Source organism: Arthrobacter sp. TJ-266, from assembly GCF_058269115.1.
In genome coordinates, this window is sequence record NZ_JBZCNC010000002.1 from 179,731 (window position 1) to 203,741 (window position 24,011).

Below are 24,011 nucleotides of genomic sequence, written 5' to 3' on the forward strand. Positions count from 1 at the left end.
CCGGGCGCCCGACCGATCCTGACCCGCCGCGCGCATTCCCGCGCTTGTCAGGGCGACTCGGCGGTCGTGTGCACGCCCGTCGAACGTCAGTCGCTCGCCAGGCCGGCGACCGGCGAGAGCCGCGCCGCCCTGCGGGCCGGGAGCACCGAGGCGAGGAGCCCGGCTGCGACGGCCACCGCCAGCACGGCGCCCACCTGCCCCAGAGGGACCGACGGCGTGACCGCCGCGATGCCGCCCAGGGCCGACTGCGCCCCGAGCCACCCGTACAGGACACCGAGGACCGAGCCGAGCAGCGCGGCGACGCCCGAGATGAGCACCGCCTCCACGGCCAGCGTGCCCCGCAACTGCCCCCGGGTGAGGCCGAGGGCCCGCAGCAGCGAATTCTCGCGGCGTCGCTCGAGCACGGACAGCGAGAGCGTGTTGGCCACCCCGATGAGGGCGATGAGGACGGCCACGGCGAGCAGCGCGACCACGATCAGCAGCATCACGTCGATGATCTGGTTGTAGGCCACGCGCTCGATGGCCGCACCGGTGACCTGGTACTCCGAGAGTCCCGTCGCGTCGACGATGCGCGACTGCACGTCCACGACGGCTGCGGCATCCAGGCCGTCGTCGAGCTGCAGCCAGAAGGTGGGGCCCACGTAGGCGGCCAGCGTGGTGCCCTCGAGACCGTCGAGTACACCGGCGTCGGCGGATCCGGCAGGCGCGGCCGGGTCTGCACCGAGGTAGGTGCCGAGCGCGTCCGCGGGCGTCCCGCCGAGATCCGCAGCCGTGGCCTCGGTGATGAGCGGCCGGAAGAACGCGGCATCGGTCACCGTCACCGGCACCGTGGCCGGTCCGTCCGCACCCTCGAGGGTGACCTCCTCGTCGGTCCAGGTCTGCGGCGCCAGCACCATGCCGTCCACGAGCTCGACGCCCTGCGAGCGCAGCACGCCCGCCACCTCGTCGGGATCCACGGCGAACACGAGCTGCCCGCCGTCGTCCGCGCTCGTGAGCATCACCGGGGTGAGTTCCACGGCCTTCAGGACGCCGTCCACCGCCAGCAGGGTGGGAGCGTCGACCGTCGTGGCGGGTGCCCCGGACGCGGCTGCCGCCGAACCCGTACCCGCCACCTCGAGATCCACGGCGTAGTTCTCGGCCAGCTCGCGGTCGAAGGTGGTGCGCGCGGTCTGCGCGCCGACCATCATCATCGTCACCAGCGTGACCCCGACGATCAGCGCGGCCGACGACGCCGTGGTGCGCGCGGGGTTCCGCACGGCATTGACGGACGCGAGGTTTCCGGGAACGCCGAGGGGGCGCGCGAGGCGTCCCACGAAGGCGACGCTCGCGGGCACGAAGAACGGTGCCAGCAGCACGACGCCGAGGAAGGAGACCGCGCCGCCGGCCATCGCCGGCAGGATCGACACGGTGGCCGCGCCGAACGCGAGCAGTCCGCCGCCGAGCACGAGGGCGGCCAGCCCTGCGACGAGGCGGACACGGCCGCTCCTGCTGCCTGCCGCGACCGGGTCCGCGGGACGGAGGGCCGCCAGCGGCGCCACCCGTGTCGCGGCCCGAGCGGGCACGAGCGCCGCGAGGAGCGTCATGCCCACACCCACGGCGATGCCCGTGACGACGGCGGAGGCCGGGACGGCGAGCACCGCGAAGCTGCCGAACGAGGTCTGCCGCGCGAGGGCGACGAGGCCCGTCATGAGGCCCACCGCGAGCAGAACGCCCACGGCGGCGGACACGAGCCCCACGATCGCCGCCTCCACGAGGACCGAGGTGCGGATCTGGCGCCGGTCGGCGCCGATGCACCGCAGCAGGGCGAGTTCGCGGGTGCGCTGGGCCACGAGGACCGCGAAGGTGTTGGAGATGACCAGACCGGCGACGATCACGGCCACGGCGGCGAACGCCAGCAGGATCCCGGTCAGGACGTCGGTGCCGCCGGAGAGCCGTGCCACGTCGTCGACGGTCTGCTCGGCGGGGGTCCGCACCGAGAGTGCCACCTCGGACGCGTCGGCGCCGTCCGTGCTCGCGGCGTCACCGGAGGCATCTTGCGCGGACGCATCGGCCGAGGCGGCCGGACTCCCCAGCGCCGAGGCGACCTCGGCCGTGACGGCGGCGATGTCCGCGCCCGGCGAGAGCACCAGCTGCACGTTCACGGAACCGTTACCGGTTCCGGTTCCGGTTCCGGCGAGCGTCTGCACGAGCGCGGGCGATGCGAGGACCTGGACGGACGCGGACAGCGACGGGTCGGCGTTCGGCTCGAACACCCCGGTGACGGTCAGTGCGTCCGTGGGGGAGCCGGCCCCCGCGTCGGGCGTCGACGTGCCGGACGGGCCGAATCCGCCGTCGTCGATCGCGACGGTGTCACCGGGCGCGACGCCCAGCCGGGCCGCCGAGTCCTCGTCGAGGGCCACGTCGGAGGGGCCGGTGGGGTAGGACCCGCCGGTGACGACGGCCGTCTCCAGTTCCGACGGGGCGGTGGACGTGAGCACCGCCATCGAGGTCTCGGATCCGCTGGTGAGCTGCGTGTAGACGCGGTCGTACGGATGGGCGGTGGAGACGCCGGGAACGGCACGCAGCCGTTCGACGGCGTCGGACGGGACGTACTGGCCTCCCTCGCCGGTGACCACGAGGTCCGCCTTCGCGTAGGAGGACCCTATGCTCGCGCCGAGGCTCGCACGTGTGGTGGCGTTGACCATCAGGGTGGCGGAGAGGAAGGCCACGCCGAGCATCACGGCGAGGCCGACGGCGACGAACCGCCGGGAGTGGACGCGGACCTGCGCCAGGGCGACCTGCAGCACGTCAGGCTCCCAGCTGCGCGAGTGCGCCGGCGATGGCGTCGGGGGAGGACTGCGGGAGCGCGCCGACGAGCGCGCCGTCCTTGAGGAGCACCACGCGGTCGGCGTAGGACGCCGCCACGGGATCGTGCGTGACCATGATGATGCTCTGGCCCATCTCGCGGCTGCTGCGGCGCAGGAGCGAGAGGACCTCGGCCCCCGTGGCGGTGTCGAGGTTGCCCGTGGGTTCGTCACCGAAGACGACGTCGGGGCGGGTCAGGAGGGCGCGGGCGACGGCGACGCGCTGCTGCTGCCCGCCGGAGAGCTCGTGGGGGCGGTGCGAGAGGCGGTCCGTGAGTCCGAGCGTGGTGCAGATCTGCTGCAGCCAGTCCCGGTCCACCGTTGCTCCGGCCAGGGCCACGGGGAGGGTGATGTTCTGCTCCGCGGTCAGGGTCGGCACCAGGTTGAAGCCCTGGAAGACGAAGCCGACGCGCTCGCGCCGCAGCCGGGTGAGGGCGGCGTCGCCGAGGCCCGTGATGTCGGTGCCGCCGATCCGCACGGAGCCGGAATCGACGCCGTCGAGCCCTGCGAGGCAGTGCATGAGGGTGGACTTCCCCGAACCGGACGGACCCATGATGGCGGTGAAGCGTCCGCGCTCGAACTCCACGGACACGTTCGCGAGCGCCCGGACGGCCGTGCCGCCGTGTCCGTAGGTCTTCGAGATGGCGATGGCGGCGACGGCCGGCTCCGAGGCCCTGCCGTCGGTGCCGGTGCCGGAGGGGGTGTCAGAGGGGGTGTCAGAGGCGGTGCCGGTGCCGGTGTCGAGCGGCTGGAAGCCGCCGGAGTGCGAGCCGCGCGGCTCGGGGGTGAGGTTCGTGGTGGTCATATCTCGACGGTATCCACGCGCCGCGTTCCACGGATCAGCGCCTGGTCCGGGGTTCCCGGCAAGCACCTCATACCGGGGGATGAGCTCGTCTCATCCCCCGCAGGCGGTCAAGGACGGACGACGCCGGTCTCGTAGGCCATCACCACGGCCTGCACCCGGTCCCGTGCCTCGAGCTTCGCGAGGATGTGGCTGACGTGCGTCTTGATCGTCGCCTCGGACAGGAACAGCGTCACGGCGATCTCCGGGTTGGAGAGCCCCTGGGCGATCAGCTCGAACACCTCGCGCTCGCGCACGGTCAGCCGCTGCACGGCGGCGGCGTGGATGCTCTGGGTCTCGGACGGTTGGCGGAGCAGCGGTGCCACGTGATCCAGCAGGCGCCGGGTGGTCGAGGGGGCGATCACGGCGTCCCCGCGGTGCACCGTCCGGATGGCGTCGAGCAGTTCCTCGGGCGGAGCGTCCTTCAGCAGGAATCCGCTCGCGCCCGCGTGAATGGCGGACAGCGCGTACTCGTCCAGGTCGAAGGTGGTCAGCACCACGATGCGCGGACCGGCCGCCCCCGCGCCGGTGCCCGAGGTGAAGGGCGCCAGGATGCGCCGGGTCGCCTCGATGCCGTCCATGCCCGGCATGCGGACGTCCATCATGACGACGTCGGCCCGTGTGGCCGCGAGCGCCCGTACGGCCTCCTCGCCGTTCGAGGCCTCGCACACCACGTCGAGGTCCGGCTGGGACGTGATGAGCATGGCGAACCCGCTGCGCACGAGGTGCTGGTCGTCCACGATGGCGACACGGATCGGCCGGTCGCCCGCCGGAGCTTCCGCCGGCCGATCCGTCCGCGGGTCGCTGATGCCCGTGCCGCTGCTGTCCCCGGGTGTGCTCACGTGGTTCTGCTCCTGTCCCCGGTCGCGCGACCGGCGTGTGCGTTCCTGCTGGTGGTCTGGGTGTCGTGCTGCTGCAGATGATGCTGCGGAGTCGGTGTTACGCCTGCGTGTACGGGATGAAGGCCTTCACCTGGTAGCCACCGCCCGCACGTGGTGCGGCGGTGACGGTACCGTCGTACAGCCGCACGCGCTCCATCATTCCGGTGATGCCCTGACCCGCTCCGGCGGTCGCGGGATCCGGCGCTGCACCGCGGCCGTCGTCGTCGATCATGATGGTGAGGCCCCTTGCACCGTAGTCGAGCGTCACCTCCGTGGTGGTGTCCGCACCCGCGTGCTTGAGGACGTTCGTCAGCGACTCCTGGACCACGCGGTAGGCGGTGAGTTCGGCGCCGAGCGGCAGGGCCCGCCGGGGTGCCCCGATCCTGTGGCACGCGACCCTGACGCCGGACCTGCGGACCGACTGGATGAGGCCGTCGACGTCCGCGAGCGTGGGGAGCGGGCGCGTGGAGGCGGTCTCGTCGCCCCGCAGCACGCCGAGCAGCCGCCGCATCTCGCGCAGCGACCCCCGCCCGGTGTCGGCGATGGTGCCGAGGGTCTGCACGGCGACCTCCGGTGCGCGCGCGCTGGCGTACCGCGCGCCGTCGGCCTGCGTGATGATCACCGAGAGCGAGTGCGCCACGATGTCGTGCATCTCCCGGGCGATATGGCTGCGCTCGTCGGCTGCGGCGAGATCCCGCTCCTGCTGCCGCTCCACCTCGAGACGCCGCGTCCTGTCCTCGAGCGCCTGGTAGGTCAGACGGCGGGAGCGAGCGAGGTCCCCCGTGGTCCAGGCGAGGAGCACGAGCGCCTCGACGAGGAAGAGCAGGATGAGGAACACCGGCACCACGGTGAGCACCGAACCCTCGCCCACTCCGAGCAGGCTGCCGAAGCGCACGAGGCCCACGGCCCCACCGACGGCCGCGAGGGTGAGCCCACCGAGGCTGGCCCAGCGGGGACCGTGCGCGGCGAGCGTGTAGAGCGTGATGAGGATGACGAACTGGGCCGGCACGGGGTCGATCCCGAGGACCAGCTGGAGGACGGAGAACCCTGCGACGACACCCGCGGACGGGAGGACGTGCGACCGGCGCCACGCGAGAGGGGCGACGAGCACGGCCGAGACGATGAAGGCCGTCGCGTCCGAGGAGACGGCGAGGAAGACGTAGGGAAGGACGAGCGCGACGGCGAGCGCGACGGCCAGCCCCGCGTCGATGGAACTCGGATGCGCGCGGAACCAGTGCGCCAGACGCAGGTGGAGGTCCATGTGTACCAACTCTAGGACCGCGGCTCAGCGCGGCACATCCGACCGCGGGTGGAGATGTCTCACTCCTCGGACCGATTGTCGCGCCGTCGGGCCCGCTTCCTACGCTGGCTCCATGACCGCTGCTCCCCGCCACCTCGATCTCGCCGTCATCCCCGGAGACGGAGTCGGCCCCGAAGTCACCGCCGAAGCCGTGAAGGTCCTCCGGGCCGTCGTCGGGGAGGCCGTGGACCTCGCCCTCACGCACTACGACCTCGGCGCAGAGCACTGGCTCACCACCGGCGAGACCCTCCCGGACGAGACGCTCGCGCGTCTCCGCCGCCACGACGCCATCCTGTTCGGCGCCGTCGGGGCGGCCCCGGGGGACACGCGGATCCCCTCGGGCCTGATCGAGCGCGAGTTCCTGCTCAAGCTCCGCTTCTCCCTCGACCACTACGTCAACCTCCGCCCCTCGAAGCTCTACCCCGGGGTGCCGAGCCCGCTCGGCGACCCCGGCACCATCGACTTCCTGGTGGTGCGCGAGGGTACGGAGGGTCCGTACACGGGGAACGGCGGTACCCTGCGCGCGGGCACGCCCCACGAGGTGGCCACCGAGGTGTCGCTGAACACGGCGCACGGCGTGGAGCGCGTCGTCCGCGACGCCTTCGTCCGAGCAGCTGCGCGCCGGAAGAAGCTCACGCTCGTCCACAAGCACAACGTCCTCGTGTACGCGGGGCACCTGTGGAAGCGGACGGTGGAGGCCGTCGCGCTCGAGTTCCCGGACGTCGTGCACGACTACCTCCACGTGGACGCCGCCATGATCTTCCTCGTCACGGACCCCTCCCGCTTCGACGTGATCGTGACCGACAACCTCTTCGGGGACATCGTCACCGACCTCGCCGCCGCCGTCAGCGGGGGCATCGGCCTCGCGGCGTCGGCCAACCTGAACATGGACCGCACGGCGCCCTCGATGTTCGAACCCGTGCACGGCTCGGCACCGGACATCGCGGGCCGGCAGATCGCGGACCCCACGGCGGCCATCCTCTCGGCGGCGCTCCTCCTGCAGCACCTGGGGCTCGACGCCGAGGCACGGCGCATAGAGACCGCGGTCGAGGCGGACATCGCGGCCCGCGCGACGCTCATCGACGCGCCGCGCAGCACCTCCGCGGTGGGCGATGCCATCGCCGCCGCCGTGTCCTAAGGTGGTGACAGTTCACTGATCCGGCGCCCTGGCGGCGGCGGATCACCATTTCCACCACCTTTCACCAGCGGGACGACGGCGGCTGCCGGCGCGGCCCGGACCACCGCGGAGGACCCATGACAGCGACCGACACCCACTTCGCCCAGCACCTCTCGACGCAGCGGGCCACCGCCGAGCACCGGGCTGCCGTGCTGGCCGATCCGGGTTTCGGTAACTTCTTCACCGACCACACCGCGATCGTCGACTTCAGCGTCGACGAGTCCGGGGTGGGGGGTTGGCACAGCGCCCGGCTGGAACCCTACGGCCCCATCGCCCTCGACCCCGCCGCCGCCGTGCTGCACTACGGCCAGGAGATCTTCGAGGGGATGAAGGCCTACCGGCACGCCGACGGTTCGGTGTGGACGTTCCGCGCGACGGCCAACGCCGCGCGGCTCAACCGCTCGGCGGCGCGCCTGGCCCTGCCGCAGCTCCCCGAGGAGCTCTTCCTCGAGTCCCTCCGGCAGCTCGTGGTGGCGGACCAGGAGTGGATCCCCTCAGGCGACGGCGAGAGCCTGTACCTCCGGCCGTTCATGATCGCGACCGAGGCGTTCCTCGGGGTGCGCCCGGCACGGGAGGTCTCCTACCGCGTCATCGCCTCACCCGCGGGCAACTACTTCGGCGGTGCCGTCCGGCCCGTGGACATCTGGGTGTCGCGCACCTACGCCCGCGCGGGTCGCGGTGGCACGGGAGCTGCGAAGGCGGGCGGCAATTACGCATCCTCCCTCGCCGCGCAGCTCGAGGCGGAGGCGCACGGGTGCAAGCAGGTCCTGTTCCTCGACCAGTTCAACGACAACGCCGTCGAGGAGCTCGGCGGCATGAACGTCTTCTTCGTGTTCCGCGACGGGTCGCTCGTGACCCCTGCACTGTCCGGGACCATCCTCGAGGGCATCACGCGGTCCTCCATCATCCAGCTCGGGCAGGATCGCGGACTGCGTGTCAGCGAGCGGAAGATCACCCTCGACGAATGGCGCGAGGGCGTGGCGAGCGGCGACATCACCGAGGTGTTCGCCTGCGGCACCGCTGCGGTCATCACCCCCATCGGCAGGCTGCGCGACGGCGATGAGTTCATCGGTGCGGCCGACGCGCCGGTGGGTGAGGTCACCATGGGGATCCGGAGTCAGCTGCTCGGGATCCAGACCGGCACGGTCGAGGACACCCATGGCTGGCTGACGCGCCTCGCCTGATCGTCCGCGGGCAGTGGGGCCGGGCCGTGCCGAGCCCCTGTGCCAGTGAGCCCGGCTCTCCCGGCCGTGCGAGGCGGTCCGGACAGGGCTGACAGGACGAGCCGGTCCGGATCGAGCGGCTCGGCTGCATCGAGCAGGGGTCAGGGGGCGATGGCCCCGGCGGTCGTGCCCTCCGCGTCGGCACTTCCCCCGGGGATCTCCTCGACGCGGAGGAAGCGGGTGGTCGCGAGGAGTGCCCCGATCTCCTCCGCGGGCAGCGGGCGGCTGAAGTAGTAGCCCTGACCGCTCGCGCAGCCGAGAGCGCGCAGCTGGTCGGCCTGCTCACGGGTCTCGATGCCCTCGAACACGGCCTCGAGTCCGGCGGCGCGGATCAGTTGGAGGATCGCGGCGACGAAGTCGAGTTGACCGGGCTTGCTGTTGAGCTCCACGAGTAGTGAACGGTCCACCTTGACCATGCTCACGGGCAGTTCGCGCAGATAGCTGATCGAGGAGTATCCCGTCCCGAAATCGTCGATCTCGATCCCGACGCCCAACTGCTTGAGGCTGAGCAGCGAATACATCTCCACCTCACCCCGCGTCACGATCGCGGTCTCCGTGATCTCGACCACCAGGTTCTGCGCGGGAAGGTCGAGTTCCCTCAGGAGCGTCCGGATGTGGTCCACGAGGTCGAGCTGCTTCAGTTCGACCGCCGAGAGGTTCACGCGTAACTGGAAGTCCTGATCGAGCGGGTGCGACTTGCGCCACCGAGCGAGCTGCCGGAGGGACGCCGACATCACCCACCGGTCGAGGTCATGGATGACACCGATCTCTTCAGCCAGGGGGATGAAGGTGTCGGGCGGGATGAGCCCCCGGAGCGGGTGCTGCCAGCGCACCAGCACCTCGACCCCGAGGATCCGGTTGGTCGCGAGGTCCACGACCGGCTGGTAATGGAGTACCAGCTCGTCGGAGCTGATGGCGCCGCGCAGCTCGGTCGCCATCTGGCTACGGAGCTGCCGCGAGTACAGCATGACGGGCTCGAACACCTTGATGATGCTCCGCCCCTCGCGCTTGGCGGCATACATGGCGGTGTCGGCATCGAGGAGCAGCTCCTCGGCGGTCTGGCCGGCGGCGCCGAGCCGCACGCCGATACTCGCCCGCGAGTGCACGTAGAGCGAGTCGAGCCGTATCTGCTCGCCGAGGACCTCCAGGGCGCGGCGGGCCACCTGCATGGCAACGTCCATCGTCGCCTCGGGCAGGAGGATCGCGAACTCGTCGCCACCCAGTCGTGCCACGAGGTCGCTCTCGCGCACCACGCTGTTCAGGCGCGTCGCGACCTCCTGCAGCACCCGGTCCCCGGCGTCGTGCCCGAAGCGGTCGTTCACGTTCTTGAAGCTGTCGAGATCCAGCAGGAGCAGCGCTGGGGGAGCGGCCCCTGCTCCTGCCTGAGCGAGGGCTTCCTCGATGCCGTCCATGAGTGCAACCCTGTTGGCCAGTCCTGTCAGGGCATCGGACATGGCCATCTTCATCATGTCGAGGTGTGCCTGTCTCAGCATCGCGGTCCGGCTCTCCACGCGCTTCTCGAACTGCTCGTAGACCTGCTCGAGCTCCTCGGCGAGAAGGTTGACGCCGGTGATCACCGCGTCGACCTCGTCGCGAGCGCTGGAGGGCTCGATGCGGCTGCTCAGTTCACCGCGCGACAACCGCACGATGCTCTCCACGAGCAGAGCGAGGCGGGGATCCTTGTGGTCGGTGCTCATCGCTCTCAGAGTACATTCCGGGTGTCCGCGAGCCGGGCGGACGGGCCACGACCGGCGAAGCTCGTCGCGGCGACGATGGCGCGGGCCCGGCATGTCGACAACGGCAGTACTCGCGCCATGGATCCCCCTCCGAGCGTTCGCCGACGAAGACGTGGTGTGGGCCCAGTGGCGAGATGGACTCAGTAGATCATCGGAGGGATGCGCGGCGTTGTACGCCATCGGTTCCCTGACGGGAAAAACAGTAGCACCGGGTGCGAGGGTGGACGACGGCCTGGCTGCGCAGGATCTGCTCAAGGTAGGCATAGGTGCAGGCAGCCCGTGACCGCGGATCGGTCACCACCCGGCCGGGCTCCGTGGACCGCGCACGAAGGAGCCCCGGTCGGGGCGGGAGTAATGGGGGAAAACGCCCGGCCCGACCGGGGCCTGCTCACGATTCTACGTCAGGATCGTCGCCGCAACCGATCGAACCGCTCTCGCCCTACCCTTGACGATCCGTTCGGGGGCCGGGATCCGTCGAGTCAGACCCGTTCGATGCTGCGGATGAGGGTCCTGGCCGTGGAGGCCCTGTCCTCGGCCCCCGACTCGACGAACAGTTCCTCACTTCTGGCCAGCTGCGCGACGGCCTCAAGGTCGCGGTGCGTCGACATCAAAGCCTGCCCGAGGAGGAAATGGGCCTGCGCGGCGGTGTGCAGGGCGAGCAGGTCCTCCTGGCGGACGATGTCCTCGAGGCTGGGGAGGGCGGAGTCGAATTGTCCTGTGAGGACCAGCCAGTGGGCCCTGATGAGACGCAGCTCGACCTGGTCCCTCGCTGTTCCTCCCACGATCGAGCTCGCCATCTCCGCCCGCTCGATACACTCGAGGGTCTCGGGATCAAGCACACCAGCAGCGAGGCGAAAGTCTGCCGATCCGCGATTGAACCGTGCCCACAGGTCCAGATCATTGCTGGGTGACAATCTTTCTGCCGCACGGCGATGATACGAGACTGCGTCGTCGATTCGCTTGAGAAGAAAGGCCACGTTGCCGATGGCCCAGTAGGACTGACCTGCGTAGGTGTTCTCCGGGTCCCCCGCGAGGTGCTCGTCGAGGACGAGGCACTCCTGCCAGGCATCTTCGAGGGACCCGCTCTCGGCCAGGGCGGCGATCAGGGCATTCTGAGCTTCGATCGCGATCTCACGATGATCAGGCAGTTGCTGGGTCTCGCCGACGGCCGACCGAGCTTCCCGGATGGCCTGCTTCAGGTCACCGCTTCCCTGCAGAGCGAACGCGCGCAAGGTGAGGACGCGAGCCCGGAGTGCTGTGGAGTGTTGAGTCAGAGCGTGCATCGCGAGTTCATCGGCCCCGTCCTTGGACTCCAGCATCTTTCCTTGCTTCCTCAGCGCTTCTGCCCGCAGGTAGGACGCATTCCACCAGCTCTCCTCCTCCTGGTCGGCGAGCGAGGATGCTGCCCAAAGTTCTGCCAGTTCCTGCGCCGCCGAGTAGTTTCGCTGGGCCCACGCTTCGCGAGCGCGGAACTCAAGCATCATCCGTTCTCCGGAATTACCACCGCGAGTCATGTGCATGTGCCGCTTTCGCTGGGAGACCCTGACCCGAACATCCTCTGTCCTTTGCCACGCGCCCACAACGACGCACAGAAGATCTTTAAAGTTTTTCCGAAGAATGTTACCAAAGTGACTGGTGTGGCTTACGATGAATTCCGAGCCGCTTGTGATAGAGCGGCGGTCTCAACCACTGTCGACACACCCACCGAAGGACCCACCATGAAGCGCTTCACCTCCGCCCTCCTGCTCGCCGGCCTCCTCGTCTCCGGCGGCGCTGCTGCTGCCCAGGCCGCACCGGCCAAGGCCGGTGTCACGGCTCCCGTCTCATCGACCGATCGCGTCGGCTCCTGGCCGTTCTAGTCGTCGACGCAGGATCCCTCGGTCCTGCTGCTCGTGTGACTGCTCTGCACTGAACTGCGGGTCCCGCTGAAGAGTGGGGCCCGCAGTGCCGTTTAACCACTGTCTTCAAAGACTGCTCTGCCGGCCCTTCCATCGGGCCGGGAACGCCGGAAGCCGCCACGGCCGATCAGGCTAGGCTTGGCGGCATGCGTATTGCTCGGTTCGTTGTCAGTGATGATCCCCTCTTCGGCATCGTGGAAGGAACACCCGGTGAGGAGGAGGTCGCCGTCATCCAGGGTGACCCCTTCTACGCCGGGATCCAGTTGACGGGAGCCCGCCACGCGCTCGAGGACGTCCGGCTGCTGGCCCCCGTCATCCCGCGGAGCAAGGTCGTCGGGATCGGCCGTAACTACGCCGACCACATCCAGGAGATGGGGAGCGAGACACCGGCCGCCCCCCTGATGTTCCTGAAGCCGAACACGTCCGTGATCGGCCCCGGTGACCCGATCATGCTGCCCTCCTTCTCCGACCAGATCTCCTACGAGGCCGAACTTGCCGTGGTCATCGGCCGGATCTGCAAGGACGTCCCTCTGGAGCGCGTGGACGACGTCGTGTTCGGCTACACGTGTGCCAACGACCTCACCGCGCGTGATGTGCAGAAGACGGACGACCAGTGGGCGCGGGCGAAGGGTTTCGACACCTCGTGCCCCATCGGGCCGTGGATCGAGACGGACCTCGATCCGGAGAACCTGAGCGTCAGGGGAACCCTCGACGGCGACCTGCGGCAGGACGGCTCGACGAGCGACATGATCTGGGGTGCGCGGGAACTCGTCGCGTACGTCTCCCAGGCCTTCACGCTGCTCCCCGGGGACATCATCCTCACGGGCACGCCGGCCGGTGTCGGGATGATCACCGACGGGCAGCGGTTCGACGTCGACATCGAGGGGATCGGCCGACTCTCCAACCCGGCACGGCGCTAGGCCGGGCACCGGCGCATTCGCTCCTACGGGCGGTGCGCACGCGGCTCCGCGCGGCAGCATCACGGGGGGTCCCGCCTAGACTGGGGGCACCATGACTACTGCCGCAGATCTCCCCACCGTCACCGATTCCACTCCCGTCAGGGTCCGCTTCTGCCCGTCACCGACCGGCACGCCGCATGTCGGCCTCATCCGGACGGCGCTCTTCAACTGGGCCTACGCGAGGCACCGTGGCGGCAAGCTGGTGTTCCGCATCGAGGACACGGATGCTGCACGTGACAGCGAGGAGAGCTACCACCAGCTCCTCGAGGCGATGACCTGGCTCGGGATCGACTGGGACGAGGGCGTGGAGGTGGGCGGTCCGCACGCGCCGTACCGCCAGTCCGAGCGTGGCGACCTCTACCGCGACGTGATCGACCGGCTGACCGCAGCCGGGCACCTCTACGAATCCTTCTCCACGCCCGAGGAGGTCGAGGAGCGGCACCGCGCCGCGGGTCGCGACGTGAAGCTCGGGTACGACAACCACGACCGTCACCTCAGCGACGAGCAGAAGGACGCCTTCCGCGCGGGCGGCCGTCCCGCCGTCCTGCGCCTGCGGATGCCCGACGAGGACATCACGTTCACCGACCTGGTGCGGGGTGAGATCACCTTCCGGGCCGGCAGTGTCCCGGACTTCGCCGTGGTGCGCGCGAACGGCGCCCCGCTCTACACGCTGGTCAACCCGGTCGACGACGCCCTCATGGGCATCACGCACGTGCTGCGGGGCGAGGACCTGCTCTCGTCGACCCCCCGGCAGGTCGCGCTGTACCGCGCACTGATCGACATCGGCGTGGCGAAGTACATGCCGCTCTTCGGCCACCTGCCGTACGTCATGGGGCAGGGCAACAAGAAGCTGTCCAAGCGGGACCCGGAGTCGAACCTCTTCCTGCACCGCGAACGCGGCTTCATCCGCGAAGGGCTGCTCAACTACCTCTCCCTGCTGGGCTGGAGCCTGTCCGCGGACGAGGACATCTTCTCCGTGGAGCAGCTCGTCGAGGCGTTCGACGTCCGGGACGTCCTCGCGAACCCGGCACGCTTCGACCTCAAGAAAGCGGAGGCGATCAACGGGACCCACGTGCGCCTGCTGGACCCCGCCGAATTCCGCAGCCGCCTCCTGCCGTACCTCGCAGCTGCCAGCCTGATCGGGGCCGATCCGACCGACGCGGACCTGCGGCTCGTGGCTGCCGCCGCACCGCTCATCCAGGAACGCATCACGCTGCTCGGCGAGGCACCGGAGATGCTCTCGTTCCTCTTCAAGGCCGACGACGCCGTCGACGTCGCGGACGACGCTCGGAAGGGCCTCCCCGAGAACCTCGGTGAGGTGCTCGACGCCGCGCTCGCCGCCCTCGAGGAGTGCGAGCCCTGGGAGACGGAAGCGCTCCAGGCCGCCCTCCGGTCCGCGCTCGTTGACACCCTCGGACTGAAACCCCGCCTCGCGTTCGGGCCGGTGCGGACCGCCATCACGGGGCGCCGGGTCTCACCACCGCTCTTCGAATCGATGGTCATCCTCGGCCGCGAGTCCTCGCTCGCACGGCTGAGGGCCTTCCGCTCCTCGGTCGACGACGCGTGACGCAGGAGCGAAGCGCGCCGGGCGCGCAGGATACGGGCGCGCAGGTTTCGGGCGGGTCCGCGGTCCTGTTCGACATCGACGACACGCTCGTGGACCTCGCGCAGGCGATGGGCACCACGCTGCAGGCCATCCCCGACCCCGCGCTCGACCATCTCGGTGATGACGACTGGGTGCGGTACAAGGCCCTTTACGCCACGGATCCGCAGCGACACTACGACCGCTTCCTGGCCGGTGAGCTGACCTTCGAGGAGCAGCGCGTCCATCGGGTGCGTCACGCACGCGCCGTCTTCACTCCCGAGCCCTTCCTCGGCCGGATGGCCGAGGACTGGGTGCGCGAGTACGAGCGGACGCTGCCGCTGCACTTCAGGGCGTACGACGACGTCGTGCCCCTGCTCGACGCCCTTGACGCCCGTGGGATCCCCTACGGGGCGGTGAGCAACAACGTCGAGGCCTACCAACGGGCAAAGCTGGACCGCGCGGGCCTCCAGCGGATCGTGGTCCTCGTGGGCATCGACACCGTGGGGGTCGCGAAACCGGATCCCGGAATCTTCCTCGAGGGTGTCCGGCAGCTCGGGTCCGACGCGGCCCGGACGGTGTACGTGGGCGACAACCGGATGGTCGACGGCATCGGAGCGCGGGCGGCCGGCCTGATCGGTGTCTGGCTCGACCGGTCGGGAGCGGGGTACGTCCCACGAGCGGGGAGCACGGGTGTGACGGGCATGCCTCCGGAGGTGCCAGCCGATGACGTGCACAGCATCCCCACGCTCGACGCCGTTTTGCAGTTCGTCCCCTCGGTCCGGTAAAGTCGATTCTCGGCGCGGAGCAGTTATGCGGCCGGAGCACAGCACGATCAGGGCTCCGGAACGTGCCATTGGGGTATGGTGTAATTGGCAACACACTGGTTTCTGGTACCAACATTCTAGGTTCGAGTCCTGGTACCCCAGCGCACTTCGGTCCACGGATCGGATGGCACGAGCAGTACAGCAGCAGTAGTAATATGGAGAGTACTGGCCCCATCGTATAGCGGCCTAGTACGCTGCCCTCTCACGGCGGTAACGCGGGTTCGAATCCCGCTGGGGTCACAACGTCCTCGTGGACACACGAAGCAAGTCCCGGTCACCATCACGGTGGCCGGGACTTTCTCGTTTCCGGAGGCCCGCCTTCCCGGTTCCTGTCCCGGTTCCACTCCCGTCCCCGGTCGTCGTGAGCACCGATGCACCGTTGCGCCGGTGAAGACTACCCGGCGACGACGCAGATCGGTCCCCGCGGGCGCGCGGTGACGGCTGGCATGATGGAGCAATGAGCGCACCCTCCTCGGCCGGCGGACCCCGCGGACTCGCCCCGCTGCTGCGGGAGGTCCACACGGCCCTCGAGCGACTCTCCTTCCCCCTGGCCCTCCCGACGTCGATCCGCGCACGCACGGAGACGACGGCCGCCCGCGAACAGCTGACGGACTACATCCTTCCCCGGCTCGCCCACCTCGACGCGCCGCTCCTCGCCGTCGTCGGAGGCTCCACGGGCGCGGGGAAGTCGACGCTCGTGAACGCACTGATCGGGCGGCCGGTGTCCGTCACCGGGGCGGTGCGCCCCACGACACGGCAGCCCATCCTCCTGCACCACGCCTCCGACGCCGGCTGGTTCGACGACGCGCGCATCCTCCCCGGGCTCAGCCGCGTCCGCCTCGCGGACGACGGCGCTGCCTCCGAGCACTCCGGGGAGCAGGCGGTGCGCGGCCCGGGCGGCACGACCGGTAGGGTCCGTGACGCGGTGGAAGATGGCTCCGCGACCGGCCGTACCCGGCAGCAGGTGCCTCCGGGGTACCTGCCGCAGCAGGCGTCCTCGACTTCCCCGAACACCCTGCTGCTCAGGCCGACAGCTGCTCTCCCCGCCGGCCTCGCCCTGCTCGATGCCCCCGACGTCGATTCGATCGCCGACGAGAACCGGCGCCTGGCCGGACAGTTGCTCGCGGCCGCCGATCTGTGGATCTTCGTGACGACCGCGAACCGGTACGCGGACGCCGTCCCCTGGGCGCTGCTCGCCGAGGCAGGGCGCCGGGACGTGCTGGTCGCCGTCGTCCTGGACCGCGTGCCACCCGGTGTGGAGGAGGAGATCCGCGGAGATCTGATGACACTGCTCAGCGCGGAGAACCTCGGGCACGCGCCCATCTTCGTGGTCCCGGAGCTCCCGCTAGGCGGGGACAGGATGCTGCCCCCGAGCGCGGTGGAGCCGATCGCCCGGTGGCTCCGTGCTTTGGCCGCGGACGCCGAGGGCCGCCGCGACATCGCCCGGCGTACGGTCGCCGGAGCCACGCGCGCCCTCGCCGGCAGGATCGACACGATCGGCACCGCGGTGGCTCAGGAGCAGTCGGCCGGGGACGCCCTTCGAGCGGCAGCGGACCAGGCCTACGGGGACGCCCTCGACGCCGTCATGGCCACGACCGAGGACGGCACGCTGCTGCGGGGGGAAGTGCTGGCGCGCTGGCAGGACTTCGTGGGGACCGGCGAGTTCATGCGCGGTATCGAATCGAGGATCGGACGCGCGAGAGACCGCATCGGCGCCTTCTTCACCGGCCGTCCCGCGCCCGCGGAGACCGTGGCGGAAGCGATCGGCAGCGGGCTGCAGACCGTCGTCGTCGAGGAGGCGGCGCGTGCGGACGAGACGACGCGCAGGCGCTGGCGGACGGAGCAGGCCGGCGAGGTTCTGCTCGCCGACGTACCGGCCTGGCGGTCGGAGCAGGTCTCGGAGGACATCGCACGGGAGATCCGCGCCTGGCAGCAGTCGATCCTGGAACTCGTGCAGGCCGAGGCCGGTGACAAGCGATTCACCGCGCGCATGCTGTCCTTCGGGGTGAACGGCGTCGCCGTCGCCCTGATGGTCGTCGTCTTCGCGTCCACCGGAGGGCTCACGGGAGGTGAGGTGGGCATCGCGGGCGCCTCCGCGATCGCCGGCCAGAAGCTCCTCGAGGCGATCTTCGGCGACGACGCCGTGCGGCGCCTCGCCGCCCGCGCCCGGAAGGACCTCGCGGAACGCGTCGGAACGCTGCTCCGGCGGGAGCGCGAGGGCTTCGACCGGGTGCTCGAACCGCTCTCCGGGCAGACGGCCGCGGAGACGCTCCGCGTGCTCGCCCACGAACTCAGGACCGCGCTGCCCGCGGACCAGCGCTCCACGGAGGGTCCGGCGTGAGCCGACACAGGGGAGCGGTCGTCGAGTCCTCGCTCGCGGCCTCGCTGACCTCCACCCTCGACCAGCTGCGCCATGTTCTCGAGCTCGGGGAAGGACGGATTCCCGAGGAGGTGCTCGCACGTGTGCACGCCACCCTCGATCGCGCGGGAAGCCGGCGATCGCTGTCCGGCGACCACACCGTGGTGGGGATCTTCGGCGCGACGGGGAGCGGCAAGTCGTCCCTCGTGAACGCTCTCAGCGGCACGGACGCGGCGCGGGTGGCCGTCCGCCGACCGACGACCTCCGAACCGCTCGCCCTCATCTGGCGGTCAGCAGGCAGCGGGGAGCTCCTCGACTGGCTCGGCGTCACGCAGCGCTTCGAGCTGCCCGAGGGTACGCCCCTCCTCCCCGGTCGGGCGGTGCCGGGCGTCACGACGGAGAGCCCGGCCGGCTCCGTGTCCGGAGGCGGGGGCGGTGCGGGCGATCAGCAGTTCGACGCGGTTTCCGACAACGCCCCCGCGGGGCCGTCGGCGCCTGCTTCGGAGGTGCGCGGCACAGGAGGCGTGCTCGCCCGCCTCCTCCGACGACGTCGGAACCCGGGTACCGGTGCTGCGGGTCCTGATCCCATGGGTAGGTCGCAGGGCGGCGCAGAGGCCGGTTCGTCACCGGTCCGTCACCGCGATGACCGAGGATCCTCCGACGGAGCCCAGAGGACCCGGACCGCTCCGATGCTGTCCACGCCGGCTGTGAGGGCCGACGACAGGGGTGTCCGGGCCGGCGATCGGGCCGACGCGGCAGGCGACCGGACCGCCCCCGAGAGCGATCAGGCCGGCCTGATCCTGCTCGATCTGCCCGACTTCGACTCCACGGCGCTCGCCCACCGGGAGATCGTGGAGCGCCTCGCCGGCCAGGTGGACGTCCTCGTGTGGGTCGTGGATCCGCAGAAGTACGCGGACGCGGCGCTGCACCACGGCTTCCTCCGCGGGTTGACCTCGCACGCGACGGTGACCCTCGTTGCCCTCAACCAGGTCGATCGGCTCGCACCCGCGGATGTGGCCCCCGTTCTGGACTCACTCACGGGCATTCTCGCGGAGGAAGGGCTCGCCGGGGTGACGGTGCTCGCGGTGTCGGCGCGGACAGGCGCCGGCCTCGAGGAGCTCGCCGCCCAGATCCGGACGCTTGCGGAGACCCGCGCGGCAGCCACCAGGCGGCTCGCAGCCGACGCCTCGCGTGCGGCGTCGGAGCTCAACCCCCTCGCCGTCCGGCACCCTGTCGCGATGCCGTCGCGGGAGGCGCAGCAGGCGCTCACCGCACGGCTCGGTGCGGCCGCCGGCGTGCCGACCGTCGTCGACGCCGTGCGCAGTGCCTACCGACGGGACGCCCACGCCATCACGGGCTGGCCCGGCACCCGCTGGCTCGCGCGGTTCCGCCCCGATCCGCTCCGACGGCTCAACCTCCGCCGGCAGGAGGTGCTGCCTGATCACAGGAGATCCTCACTCGCCCTCACCCTGCCCGCGCAGGGCGCCACCGTGGATCAGGCCCTGCGCGTGTTCGGGGACGCGACCGCCGGGGACGTCGTCGAGCCCTGGCGCTCCTCGCTCCGCGATGCGGCGCGCTCGACTGCGCCCCGGTTGACGGACGCGCTCGACGCGGCGGTGACCGGTACCGACCTCGAGACGGGCCGCCGCGCGTGGTGGGGGCTGTTCGGCGTCCTGCAGTGGATCGCGTTCGCCGCGTTCGTCGCCGGCCTCGCCTGGCTGGGTGTCCTCGCCGTCCTCGGCTTCCTGCAGCTGCCCGCCGTCGACGTGCCGCGCGTGGGAGGGTTCCCCGTGCCGACACTCCTGATCGTCGGCGGCGTGGCCGGAGGGATCCTGCTGGCCGTGATCGCGGCGCTGCTCGCCCGCGTGGGAGCGGCGCGGCGGGCACGGCGCGTCCGACGGCGGTTGCTCGAAGCGTGCGGGCGCGTGGCCACAGACGTGGTGCTCGCGCCGGTCGGTGCGGAGGTGGAGCGCTGCAACGCGTTCCGCGCGGCCGTCACGGCAGCGATGCATCACGCCTGAGCTGCTCGCTCCTGACCGGCTCCCGGCACGCCCGCCCGGGGTCTGCTCTCGGGCGTGCCGGAACGTCAGGGTGTGCCGGCGGTCCTCCTGGCAACGCGGTTGTGTCCAGAGCACACCCAGTCGACGCCGCCGGTCCGGATGTGTTCGGCCAGGAGCTGCACGGTGCGCGCGGCAACCGGTTTGTCGTTGATGGTGATCGCGTAGAAGTCGCTCACGGTGCCGTCGGGCGAGACCTTCGCCGCGTCGCCGGTGAACAGCACACCGCCCCACTGCAGTGCATAGTGCCCGGGTGTGTGGCCCGGGGTGGGGAAGAACGAGAGTCCTGTGAAGATCTCACCGGAGCCCACCAGCTCCCGGGCGCCCTGCGGCAGCGTCACCTTCGCGACGCGCTTCAGCAGTTTCCGGAACAGCGTCTTCGGCCTGGTGCGGCCGCGGAGCACCTCGGCATCCGCGGAACCGATCCACACCGTCGCTCCCAGCGCCTTCCGGAGGCGCTCGGCGACCTGCGCGTGATCGGCGTCGTAGTGCGTGAGCACGATGTCCGTGACCGTCCCGATGGTGGTCTCGGCCGCACGCAGCTCCGCGAGGAGACCCTCGTAGCCCGAGGACATACCGGGATCGATCACCGCGGTGCGGCTGACGCCGCTGACCACGTAGCCGTTGGAACCCTTCTGCTGCTCGAGCTGGTAGCAGTCCTGGGCGATGAGTCGCATGGTGTCCTCCGGGGTGGGTGAGCGTGGGCTGAACATTACCAATCGGGCCGGGAGGCGCCTGTCACGGGTCAGGGCATCTGCCGCAGGATCTTCCGGACGGTCGCCACGTTCCGCGTGGTGGTCGTGGACGCGTAGCGGCGGCGGGCGAGCAGCTTCGCGAGCGGAACCTCGGTGGACCGTCCCTTGGGCGAGAACCAGGCGACCGCCGGAGCGCCCTCGAGCACGGCGGGCCGGTCCTCGAGATCCCGTGCGTCCTCGAGGAGCGCGTCCAGCGCGTCGGCGTCGCTGAAGAACGTCACGTAGGTGTGGACGTCGTCCTGCGCGGCCGGTCCGGCCGGGGGCGCGGCCGGCACGGAGTCCGCGACGGTGCGGAGGTGGTCGGCGGGGACGACGACGACCCACGCCTCGTACCCGTAGTGGCGCCGCAGGGCGTCCTCGGTCAGGCGCTTCACCTCGACGGCGGGCAACACCGTGCGGCAGACGACGTTGCCGCTCGCGAGGACCGTGCCGACGTCCTGGAGGGGAAGCCGGCCGAGGACGTCGCGGAGTTCGGCCATGCGCATCGTGACGCCGCCGACGTTCACCCCTCGCAGGAGGATCGCGTAGGCCATGGCCGGCGCCCGCCTCACTCGGCGGTCTTGGCGACGGCGAGGGTCAGTGTCCGGGCGGCATCGGAGACCACCTCGGCGTGGATGCGCCCGGGCTGGCGGGTCAGCCGCTCCATGGGACCCGAGATCGAGACGGCCGCGATGACCCGACCCGACGGCCCGCGGACCGGCGCGGACACGGACGCCACCCCGGCTTCACGCTCGCCGAGGCTCTGGGCCCAGCCGCGTCGTCGGACGCCGGCCAGGACGGTGGGGGTGAAGCGCGCGTTCTGCAGTCCGGTGAGAAGGCGGTCGTGGTCCTCCCAGGCGAGGAGGCACTGCGCGGCGGAGCCGGCCTTCATGGACAGCTGCGTCCCGACGGGGATGGTGTCCCGTAGCCCCACCGGCCGTTCGGCGGAGGCGACGCAGATGCGCCAGTCGCCCTGGCGGCGGAACAGCTGGGCACTCTCGCCCGTCGCATCGCGCAGCCCCAGCAGCACGGGGCCGGCCGCGGCGATCAGGCGGTCCTCTCCTGCTGCCGATGCCAGCTCCACGAGCCGGCTCCCCAGCACGAACCGGCCCTGCATGTCGCGGCCCACGAGCCGGTGGTGCGCGAGGGCCAGCGCGAGGCGGTGGACCGTCGGCCGGGCGAGGCCGGTGGAGGCCACCAGCTGGGCGAGCGTGGTGGGTCCGGCCTCGAGTGCGTCGAGGACGAGGGATGCCTTGTCGATGACGCCGACGCCACTGGAAGTGTCCATGGAGTGATATTGCCGTCTCACCATCTGAGACGCAACCCCGAGGAGTGGCGGAGGTGCGGGCGGCGCTGGTTGAGTTGTCCCACGGACCGTGGGCACCCCCGCGACACCGCGGACCGATTGTGCACCACTGAGGGCAATCAGCAGCATCTGGAGGCGAAGGTCATGGGCAGGACACTGGCGGAGAAGGTGTGGGACGCGCATGTCGTCCGCAAGGGAGAGGTCGTCGGCGAGGAGGCCCAGCCGGACCTCCTCTACATCGACCTGCACCTCATCCACGAGGTCACCTCCCCGCAGGCCTTCGAGGGCCTCCGCCTCGCGGGCCGGCCGCTGAGGCGGCCCGACCTCACGATCGCCACGGAGGACCACAACACCCCGACGCTCGACATCGACAAGCCGATCGCCGACCTCACCAGCCGCACGCAGATCGAGACGCTGCGCTCCAACTGCCGCGAGTTCGGCGTCCGGCTGCACTCGCTGGGCGACGCCGAGCAGGGGATCGTGCACGTGGTGGGCCCGCAGCTGGGGCTGACGCAGCCCGGCCTCACCGTGGTCTGCGGCGACTCCCACACCTCCACCCACGGTGCCTTCGGCGCGCTCGCCATGGGCATCGGCACCTCCGAGGTGGAGCACGTGATGGCCACCCAGACGCTGTCCCTGAAGTCCTTCAAGACCATGGGCATCACGGTGGAGGGCACGCTGAAGCCCGGCGTCACGTCGAAGGACATCATTCTCGCGGTGATCGCGAAGATCGGCACCGGTGGCGGCCAGGGGTACGTGCTCGAGTACCGCGGATCTGCCATCCGCGCGCTGTCCATGGAGGCGCGCATGACCATCTGCAACATGTCCATCGAGGCGGGAGCCCGCGCGGGAATGGTGGCGCCGGACGAGACGACCTTCGCCTACCTGAAAGGCCGCCCGCACGCACCCGAGGGTGCGGACTGGGATGCCGCCGTCGCGGAGTGGCGGGAACTGCGGACGGACGACGACGCCGTGTTCGACGCCGAGGTGTTCCTCGACGCGAACGAGCTCGAGCCCTTCGTGACCTGGGGGACCAACCCGGGCCAGGGTGTCTCGCTCTCGCAGTCCGTGCCGTCACCCGACGACTTCGCCGACGAGAACGACAAGGCGGCGTGCACCCGCGCCCTGGAGTACATGGCGCTGGAGCCCGGCACGCCGATGAAGGACATCCGCGTGGACACCGTGTTCCTCGGTTCCTGCACCAACAGCCGCATCGAGGACCTGCGCGTGGCCGCAGACATCATCCGCGGCCGCGAGAAGGACCCGGCGATCCGCATGATGGTGGTCCCCGGTTCGGCGCGCGTCCGCCTGCAGGCCGAGGCCGAGGGCCTCGACCGCGTGTTCACCGACTTCGGAGCGGAATGGCGGTTCGCCGGCTGCTCCATGTGCCTCGGCATGAACCCCGACCAGCTGGCTCCGGGGGAGCGTTGCGCCTCCACCTCCAACCGCAACTTCGAGGGACGCCAGGGCAAGGGCGGGCGCACGCACCTCGTCTCTCCCGTGGTCGCCGCGGCCACCGCGGTGCGCGGCACCCTCAGCTCGCCGTCGGACCTGGACCCGCTGCCCGGTGGATCGCACGCCGCCCCGCCCTCGACGACGTCGTCCACCACGTCCGGCACGCCGGTCACCTCGACCGCCGCCTCGACAGCCGCCTAGGAGCCGCCGCCATGGAGAAGATCACCACGCACACCGGCATCGGCGTCCCGCTGCGCCAGAGCAACATCGACACCGACCAGATCATCCCGGCCGTGTACCTCAAGCGGATCACGCGCACGGGCTTCGAGGACGCCCTGTTCGCGGGGTGGCGCAAGGACGAGGAGTTCATCCTCAACCGGGAGCCCTACACGCGTGGCTCCGTGCTCGTCGCCGGGCCCGACTTCGGCACCGGCTCGTCGCGGGAGCACGCCGTCTGGGCCCTCAAGGACTACGGCTTCCGGGCCGTGCTGTCCTCACGGTTCGCGGACATCTTCCGCGGTAACTCCGGCAAGCAGGGCCTCGTCGCGGCGCAAGTGGCACAGGATGACATCGAGCTGATCTGGAAGGTCCTCGAGAACGAGCCCGGCGCCACGGTGACGGTGGACCTCGAGGCGCGCCAGGTGCAGTGCGGGGCCGTGAGTGCGCCCTTCCAGCTCGACGACTACACGCGCTGGCGCCTGCTCGAAGGGCTGGACGACATCGGGCTGACCCTGCGGCAGGAGGAGCACATCACCGAGTTCGAGACCCGCCGCCCCTCGTTCAAGCCGACTACGCTGCCCGCGCGCACCTGATCCGCAGGACCTCGCCCGCGT

Annotated in this window: 19 protein-coding genes and 2 tRNA genes; 12 read left to right on the forward strand and 9 right to left on the reverse strand. The window is 70.6% G+C overall.

The genetic code is table 11. The features are described 5' to 3' along the window. Nucleotides 1-86 precede the first annotated feature (86 nt). The 4 genes from AC4D12_RS05625 to AC4D12_RS05640 form a co-directional block, all read right to left on the reverse strand. Complete coding sequence (locus tag AC4D12_RS05625) at nt 87-2,786, reverse strand: FtsX-like permease family protein (protein ID WP_490948940.1); 2,700 nt, start codon at nt 2,784-2,786, stop codon at nt 87-89. Between the two features lies 1 nt (nt 2,787). Continuing rightward, nucleotides 2,788-3,648: an ABC transporter ATP-binding protein gene (locus AC4D12_RS05630; protein WP_490948941.1), complete on the reverse strand. Its 861-nt coding sequence runs from the start codon at nt 3,646-3,648 to the stop codon at nt 2,788-2,790. A gap of 107 nt (nt 3,649-3,755) precedes the next feature. After that, a complete protein-coding gene (locus tag AC4D12_RS05635) occupies nt 3,756-4,493 on the reverse strand; it encodes a response regulator (protein ID WP_490949489.1) in 738 nt (245 codons plus the stop codon). Between the two features lie 130 nt (nt 4,494-4,623). Continuing rightward, complete coding sequence (locus tag AC4D12_RS05640) at nt 4,624-5,826, reverse strand: sensor histidine kinase (protein ID WP_490948942.1); 1,203 nt, start codon at nt 5,824-5,826, stop codon at nt 4,624-4,626. A gap of 112 nt (nt 5,827-5,938) precedes the next feature. Here AC4D12_RS05640 and AC4D12_RS05645 point away from each other — a divergent pair, with 112 nt between their 5' ends. Beyond that, a complete protein-coding gene (locus AC4D12_RS05645) occupies nt 5,939-7,003 on the forward strand; it encodes a 3-isopropylmalate dehydrogenase (protein ID WP_490948943.1) in 1,065 nt (354 codons plus the stop codon). A gap of 116 nt (nt 7,004-7,119) precedes the next feature. Beyond that, nucleotides 7,120-8,226 carry a branched-chain amino acid aminotransferase gene (locus AC4D12_RS05650; RefSeq protein WP_490948944.1) on the forward strand — a complete coding sequence of 369 codons (1,107 nt, stop codon included), beginning with the start codon at nt 7,120-7,122 and terminating at the stop codon, nt 8,224-8,226. A gap of 140 nt (nt 8,227-8,366) precedes the next feature. On the opposite strand, the gene AC4D12_RS05655 is transcribed toward AC4D12_RS05650, so the two are convergent. After that, a complete protein-coding gene (locus AC4D12_RS05655) occupies nt 8,367-9,962 on the reverse strand; it encodes a putative bifunctional diguanylate cyclase/phosphodiesterase (protein WP_490948945.1) in 1,596 nt (531 codons plus the stop codon). Between the two features lie 518 nt (nt 9,963-10,480). Further along, a complete protein-coding gene (locus tag AC4D12_RS05660) occupies nt 10,481-11,485 on the reverse strand; it encodes a hypothetical protein (protein WP_490948946.1) in 1,005 nt (334 codons plus the stop codon). Nucleotides 11,486-11,719: 234 nt separating this feature from the next. Here AC4D12_RS05660 and AC4D12_RS05665 point away from each other — a divergent pair, with 234 nt between their 5' ends. From AC4D12_RS05665 to AC4D12_RS05700, 8 genes are all read left to right on the forward strand, one after another. After that, entirely contained in the window at nt 11,720-11,860 is a 141-nt protein-coding gene (locus AC4D12_RS05665; RefSeq protein ID WP_490948947.1) for a hypothetical protein, read from the forward strand. Between the two features lie 185 nt (nt 11,861-12,045). Beyond that, on the forward strand, nt 12,046-12,819 hold the full coding sequence (locus AC4D12_RS05670) for a fumarylacetoacetate hydrolase family protein (protein WP_490948948.1): 774 nt from the start codon (nt 12,046-12,048) through the stop codon (nt 12,817-12,819). 91 nt (nt 12,820-12,910) lie between these two features. Beyond that, nucleotides 12,911-14,425 (forward strand): glutamate--tRNA ligase, encoded by a 1,515-nt coding sequence (gltX, locus tag AC4D12_RS05675; RefSeq protein WP_490948949.1) that lies wholly within the window; start codon nt 12,911-12,913, stop codon nt 14,423-14,425. Continuing rightward, a complete protein-coding gene (locus AC4D12_RS05680; RefSeq protein ID WP_490948950.1) occupies nt 14,422-15,228 on the forward strand; it encodes an HAD family hydrolase in 807 nt (268 codons plus the stop codon). Before gltX ends, AC4D12_RS05680 begins: the two co-directional genes overlap by 4 nt. A 69-nt stretch (nt 15,229-15,297) precedes the next feature. Next, nucleotides 15,298-15,369: transfer RNA gene (locus AC4D12_RS05685), tRNA-Gln, on the forward strand. A gap of 65 nt (nt 15,370-15,434) precedes the next feature. Further along, nucleotides 15,435-15,507 (forward strand) — tRNA-Glu (locus AC4D12_RS05690). Between the two features lie 217 nt (nt 15,508-15,724). Then, nucleotides 15,725-17,608 carry a dynamin family protein gene (locus AC4D12_RS05695; RefSeq protein WP_490948951.1) on the forward strand — a complete coding sequence of 628 codons (1,884 nt, stop codon included), beginning with the start codon at nt 15,725-15,727 and terminating at the stop codon, nt 17,606-17,608. Further along, a complete protein-coding gene (locus AC4D12_RS05700) occupies nt 17,605-19,647 on the forward strand; it encodes a GTPase (RefSeq protein ID WP_490948952.1) in 2,043 nt (680 codons plus the stop codon). The genes AC4D12_RS05695 and AC4D12_RS05700 overlap by 4 nt, the downstream gene beginning before the upstream one ends. 65 nt (nt 19,648-19,712) lie before the next feature. Here the strand turns inward: AC4D12_RS05700 and AC4D12_RS05705 are convergent, their stop codons facing one another. From AC4D12_RS05705 to AC4D12_RS05715, 3 genes are all read right to left on the reverse strand, one after another. Beyond that, nucleotides 19,713-20,360, reverse strand: coding sequence for an MBL fold metallo-hydrolase (locus tag AC4D12_RS05705; RefSeq protein WP_490948953.1), 648 nt, complete (start codon nt 20,358-20,360; stop codon nt 19,713-19,715). A gap of 68 nt (nt 20,361-20,428) precedes the next feature. Beyond that, on the reverse strand, nt 20,429-20,971 hold the full coding sequence (locus tag AC4D12_RS05710; protein ID WP_490948954.1) for a DUF1697 domain-containing protein: 543 nt from the start codon (nt 20,969-20,971) through the stop codon (nt 20,429-20,431). Between the two features lie 14 nt (nt 20,972-20,985). Further along, nucleotides 20,986-21,705 (reverse strand): IclR family transcriptional regulator, encoded by a 720-nt coding sequence (locus AC4D12_RS05715; protein ID WP_490948955.1) that lies wholly within the window; start codon nt 21,703-21,705, stop codon nt 20,986-20,988. A gap of 162 nt (nt 21,706-21,867) precedes the next feature. Here AC4D12_RS05715 and leuC point away from each other — a divergent pair, with 162 nt between their 5' ends. Next, nucleotides 21,868-23,379: a 3-isopropylmalate dehydratase large subunit gene (leuC, locus tag AC4D12_RS05720; protein ID WP_490948956.1), complete on the forward strand. Its 1,512-nt coding sequence runs from the start codon at nt 21,868-21,870 to the stop codon at nt 23,377-23,379. 11 nt (nt 23,380-23,390) lie between these two features. Continuing rightward, the gene (gene leuD, locus AC4D12_RS05725; RefSeq protein ID WP_490948957.1) at nt 23,391-23,990 is read left to right on the forward strand and encodes a 3-isopropylmalate dehydratase small subunit; all 600 of its coding nucleotides are present in this window, start codon (nt 23,391-23,393) and stop codon (nt 23,988-23,990) included. Nucleotides 23,991-24,011: the final 21 nt, after the last annotated feature.

Coding starts and splice junctions, on each gene's coding strand:
- AC4D12_RS05640 (WP_490948942.1), bottom strand. CDS start 5,826: ATGGACCTCCACCTGCGTCTGGCGCACTGGTTCCGCGCGCATCCGAGT.
- AC4D12_RS05665 (WP_490948947.1), top strand. CDS start 11,720: ATGAAGCGCTTCACCTCCGCCCTCCTGCTCGCCGGCCTCCTCGTCTCC.
- AC4D12_RS05705 (WP_490948953.1), bottom strand. CDS start 20,360: ATGCGACTCATCGCCCAGGACTGCTACCAGCTCGAGCAGCAGAAGGGT.
- AC4D12_RS05710 (WP_490948954.1), bottom strand. CDS start 20,971: ATGGCCTACGCGATCCTCCTGCGAGGGGTGAACGTCGGCGGCGTCACG.
- leuD (WP_490948957.1), top strand. CDS start 23,391: ATGGAGAAGATCACCACGCACACCGGCATCGGCGTCCCGCTGCGCCAG.
- gltX (WP_490948949.1), top strand. CDS start 12,911: ATGACTACTGCCGCAGATCTCCCCACCGTCACCGATTCCACTCCCGTC.
- AC4D12_RS05630 (WP_490948941.1), bottom strand. CDS start 3,648: ATGACCACCACGAACCTCACCCCCGAGCCGCGCGGCTCGCACTCCGGC.
- AC4D12_RS05715 (WP_490948955.1), bottom strand. CDS start 21,705: ATGGACACTTCCAGTGGCGTCGGCGTCATCGACAAGGCATCCCTCGTC.
- AC4D12_RS05655 (WP_490948945.1), bottom strand. CDS start 9,962: ATGAGCACCGACCACAAGGATCCCCGCCTCGCTCTGCTCGTGGAGAGC.
- AC4D12_RS05645 (WP_490948943.1), top strand. CDS start 5,939: ATGACCGCTGCTCCCCGCCACCTCGATCTCGCCGTCATCCCCGGAGAC.
- AC4D12_RS05660 (WP_490948946.1), bottom strand. CDS start 11,485: ATGATGCTTGAGTTCCGCGCTCGCGAAGCGTGGGCCCAGCGAAACTAC.
- leuC (WP_490948956.1), top strand. CDS start 21,868: ATGGGCAGGACACTGGCGGAGAAGGTGTGGGACGCGCATGTCGTCCGC.
- AC4D12_RS05670 (WP_490948948.1), top strand. CDS start 12,046: ATGCGTATTGCTCGGTTCGTTGTCAGTGATGATCCCCTCTTCGGCATC.
- AC4D12_RS05695 (WP_490948951.1), top strand. CDS start 15,725: ATGAGCGCACCCTCCTCGGCCGGCGGACCCCGCGGACTCGCCCCGCTG.
- AC4D12_RS05650 (WP_490948944.1), top strand. CDS start 7,120: ATGACAGCGACCGACACCCACTTCGCCCAGCACCTCTCGACGCAGCGG.